Source organism: Cellvibrio sp., assembly GCF_053579595.1.
Map to the genome: position 1 here is coordinate 1 of NZ_JBRFPI010000169.1, position 4,564 is coordinate 4,564.

Consider the following 4,564-nt stretch of genomic DNA (forward strand, 5'->3'; position numbering starts at 1 on the left):
TCATTGTAAGTAACGTTGGTAATTTTATCGCCCAGATCCATATAGGTGGTGTGGTTTGGATCGGTACCAGCCAGAATTAATGGGTTGAGTTTTTTCGGGTCAGTAATATTTTGCGTTACGGTCAAATCGGTTTTTACGTAGCGCACACCGGTGTTACCACTAACGGTGAAAGTATCATTCAGCGATTTATCAAAGTTAGCCTGGAAGTGGAAACTTTGTTTGCTATCGGTAATTGCGTAAGAGCGATCCGGGTTAACAATGCGTTGGCCTTTGCCGTAAATCATATCGTTAAACGCAATCGGGTCATCGATTTTGCGTGTGTCGATCATCGGAATGTTAACGTTAAAACCTTTCAGTGCATCACCAAAATTGCTGACGTTACCGATATAGCCGTTGAGTTTTGCATCGGTAATTTCAACCACGGGCAGTGGATCATAAGTCAAACCTGCTGCTGTACCTGTGCTACCCGCTTGGCCAGTGGCGTAACCCACTTCGTGATATTTATTTAATAGTTCCACACCATCTTTTATTACACCGGAAGGTGAGAAAAACGACATGTTGTTGAAAGTAGTGCTGCGGTCAGCAAAACGATAGCCGAAATCAACTGAAGTCAAACCTTCATCGGCAAATTTATAATTGCCATCAAAACGCAACACATCAAATTCAGATTCTGCGTAAGTGCTTTCAATCCAACCGGAATGTAAGTACCAGGCTTCCGGGTTGGCCAGTTTACTAATCATCGCCGGATCAAGTTCTGCCAACACACTGCCGCTGTTCACTTTGACGTGCATGGGATAAATCAACCCATCGTCAATTGCACCTGGATTAATATTGACGGGATCAGTTGTCGGTGAGCGCTTGACCATCATCGCATTGCTGACTTGTGCGAGCGTGAGATTGTTGTTGTCGTTATCGGCGTTACCCGATACCCAACGCGCGCTGCCGGTGAAGGCATCGCCATTGTCGTATTTCAATTCCACATTGGAATTGAGTGCAGAACTTTCGCGGTAATCACCCAGTACACCGGCGCGGAAACCAGACACCATCATGTTCATATCGGTAGCGTAGAAAGGTTGGCCGCCGAGTGTGCCATCGCCAGGATTCACAATGGCCGGTTTGCCAGTGACCAAGGTGTATTCATGGAAGCCGGCGCGGCCGCCAATTTGGTTGCCCAAATAAATAAATTGGCCAGCGGCTTTTTCGTCCATTGAGGTGTAAAAAATATCTGCATTTAATTCGAGTGCATCGCTCACGGCCAAATTAAAGTTGTATGCCAAACCCAAACGCTCGCGTTCAATTTCACGCGCGGAAAATTCCGGGCTGTTCCAGCTCATGGGGTTGATAAAATCGCCTTTTTTATTGCCATTGCCATCAAGGTCAGCACAGCTGCTGCTGCAGCCCCACTCTTCGCTGACGCGGTCAGCGCGCAGGCGGCCCTGGTTTTCGGCGAGGGTAGATTCGCCGTAAGAAAACGCCAGCGACATGGCCGCTGTATCTTCAAAATTCCAGCCAACCAATCCGCTCAATTCTGGATCGGTAGTTTTGGTGATGCTGCCGCTGCTGCCTTGCAAACGCACGGAACCGCTCAAGCCTTCATCCAGTTCCAGCGAGCGACGGGTCAACACATCGATGCTGCCGCCGATACCGCCTTCCAACTGCGCTGCTGATTGCGACTTGGATACGTTCAGACCTGATACCAGGCTCGCCGGTACATCGGTAAAGTTAACGCCGTTAGTGGTCATACTTGCGGGCGTTAAAAAATATTCGCCGTTCATGGTGCTTAACACTTGGCCCATACCGCGCACGCTCACCACACTACCTTGGCCGCCGCTGCGCTGGATTTGGATACCGGTAATACGTTGCAAAGAGTCGGCGATGGTGGTGTCGGGCAGTTTGCCGATATCTTCAGCGGCCACTGAATCGACGATTTGCGCTGAATTGCGTTTGACATCGATGGCTTTTTCCTGCGCGCCGCGCACGCCGGTAACGATAACTTCTTCAACAGAATCGCCCTGCGCATAAGCACCGGTGGCGATACAAGCGGCGATCATGGTGGAGAGCAATTTCCGATTAAAACTTGCAGAACTGTTCATGTGTGCGTCCTCTAGTTTTGACTTTTTATGTGGTGGTCTATGTGATGTAGATCCCTGCATTGTTGGGGTTGGCAGGTACTCAGTTAGAACAGCGGCGCGTTAGTGTTATGCCTTTGCCATCCCACGAGATGGCGGAATCCTAGATGTAATCGTTTACATTTTCAAACAGTTTATGACACTTAAAATACTGGAGTTGTTTTTTTATCAATCAAAAAAAGATTATTTATACGTCAATTAAAGAAGGGTTTTAATTGGAAAATTACTATATCTATATGATTAAGATAGTTTTTTTAGAGTGAGATTGTTGCGGGTGGATTTTTTTATAGGCAAGGTGGTAGTTTTTGTTAGCATTTGTTTATGGCGTAAAAAATTTGTAAACGGTTACAAAATGTTACTTAAGGTGACAGGCATAGTTATGCTTGCCACCTGATTGGAGTGGTCGTTGCGGGTGGTTAACGAATTTTAGCGAGCGCGTAGCGATATAAGCTACCCGCTACTGCTGATGCGCGTATTTGCACTGCATTGCCTGCTGTGCCCAGGGTGCGCGAAAACAAATGCTCCCAGTAGGAGGCTGGCTTTTTCTCCGCAAAAATATGGATCAAGTAGGCAGTGGCTAAAACGCTTGCAAGGCAGAGCAGGTAGACCAGTACTTTATTTTGTTCGGTGGCGAAATGGTTGAGTACCATGTAGCCAAAATGGGCATGAATCAGGTAGACCGGGTAGGTCAATCCGCCTGCCAAACGCGAACCTGGCAATGTGAGCGATGCACCCAGAGTAGAGTTGATAAATGTAAATAATGCAAAAAAACTGACAATCACGGTGGCGATGATAGCTAGCGAATAGTCCACATTTCTAGTGGTTTCCAATAGCAAGGCTTTTTCAAGTGTAAAAGAAATACACAAATACCCGCAGAGCAACAGCGAGCCCGTTGTTGGCCAGTTCTTCTGCTCTTTGAGCATGGCAAATAGGCAGCCTGCTGCAAAATAGCAGTAATAATCACCCATAAAGGGGAGTGCGGTCAGACCGGTAATTTTGGCAAGTACCATTCCCACTGGCCACAGCATAAAAATAAAGCGCAGCTGCTCCTGTAGGCCAAGGGCGAGGACAGCAAATACGGCAAAGTAAAATTTCCATTCATATTGCAATGTCCAATAAACACCATCCACAAAGGCATAACCGAAGACATTAGGAAACATGGTTAAGTTGGTGACAACCTGCGGCGCGGTGACTGACATCATTGCGCCACCAATAAAAAAAGCGATGGCGCTGGTAAACAATACTGCGACCCAAAAAGCGGGAAACAAACGCACCGCGCGTGAGGTAAGAAAATCACCCGCAGATTTGCGGTTGGCAGAGAAAAAAATCACATAGCCGCTGATCATGAAGAAAAATTCAACACCCAGATAGCCGTACTTTGCTATATCGATAATGGCGGGAATATGTGTGATAGAGGAGACTTTGCCATTGTTTATGCCATTAAAAAGGTAGTGATAGCTCACTACGCAAAGTGCGGCAATAAACCTTCCGTAATCAAGTAATTCCAAGCGTTTCATGACGGTTACTCCTTGTGGATTTCTGTGCAGCATCATGGCGCCCTATGCATCAGAGTGCGGCGATTTGCGTTGGTGGCCAACCCGGAGGAATTTTTTTGGTTAAGTACACTGAACCGGATAGCGTCATGAATTAAGCAAGTATCTCGCCAAGCGCGTCATGCCCGTCCATAAATAAAAAAATCGGCAATCGCCGAGAAGCGATTGCCGATTTTTTTATTTATGTATTTATGACGGGAATGTTTAGTTACATAACTGGATAGCTTGTTTCGCCTGAGTAGATAATTCAGTTTGCAATTCAGGTTCCAGGCGCAGTTGCTTTGCCAATTCCTGCAAGTAGGCGCGCTCCATAAAATTCTCTTCATCTACCACCAAAATACTCGCCAGATACATCTCTGCGGCCATCTCTGGAGTCGTGGCAACTGCAGCAATCGCACTTGGGTCGAGCGGTTTTTTTAACTCCTGATCAACCCAGGTAATCAGTTCGTGATCCTGCGTGAGCTTGCCAATTTCACCATCAATTAGCTGGCGCTCGCGGTCATCAACATGACCATCGGCTTTGGCGGCAGCAATTAGTGCGATAAGGATTGCGCGGCTGTGCTGTTCGGCTTGCGCAGGCGGAATACGATCAATGGTCTGCGGGCCAGCGGCGGTGGTTGCCTGATTTTGCGCCTGCCAATTACCGTAGGCTTTGTAGGCGATGGCCCCGAGTGCAGCCAAGCCACCGTAGGTCAGCACAGCGCCGCCCATTTTGCGGCCCTGCTTGCTGCCGAGTAATAAGCCCAGTGCGCCGCCGGCGAGTGCGATGTTCTTCATGAAGTGCGCCATCTCGCCCTGCTTGGTCTGGGGGTCGGTCTCCTCCCAGAAGCGGTGCATCATCGCCGCCATGGCCACGAGCACGATCGCCAGCCCGAGGGCGGC

The 4,564-nt window shown here is 48.3% G+C and carries 3 protein-coding genes; all 3 read right to left on the minus strand.

Annotation, left to right across the window (positions count from 1 at the left end; all coding sequences use genetic code 11):
• Window positions 1-2,093, minus strand: a 2,093-nt coding sequence (locus ACWA6V_RS11645; protein ID WP_449522645.1) for a TonB-dependent receptor plug domain-containing protein, incomplete at its 3' end; no start/stop codon positions are given.
• A 452-nt stretch (window positions 2,094-2,545) separates the two neighbouring features.
• Window positions 2,546-3,646, minus strand: coding sequence for an acyltransferase family protein (locus ACWA6V_RS11650; RefSeq protein ID WP_449522646.1), 1,101 nt, complete (start codon window positions 3,644-3,646; stop codon window positions 2,546-2,548).
• Window positions 3,647-3,886: 240 nt separating this feature from the next.
• The coding region (locus tag ACWA6V_RS11655; RefSeq protein WP_449522647.1) for a tellurite resistance TerB family protein at window positions 3,887-4,564 on the minus strand (678 nt) is incomplete at its 5' end.

Excerpts from the sequence above, each read along its gene's own strand:
- ACWA6V_RS11650 (WP_449522646.1), bottom strand. The coding sequence starts at position 3,646 with ATGAAACGCTTGGAATTACTTGATTACGGAAGGTTTATTGCCGCACTT.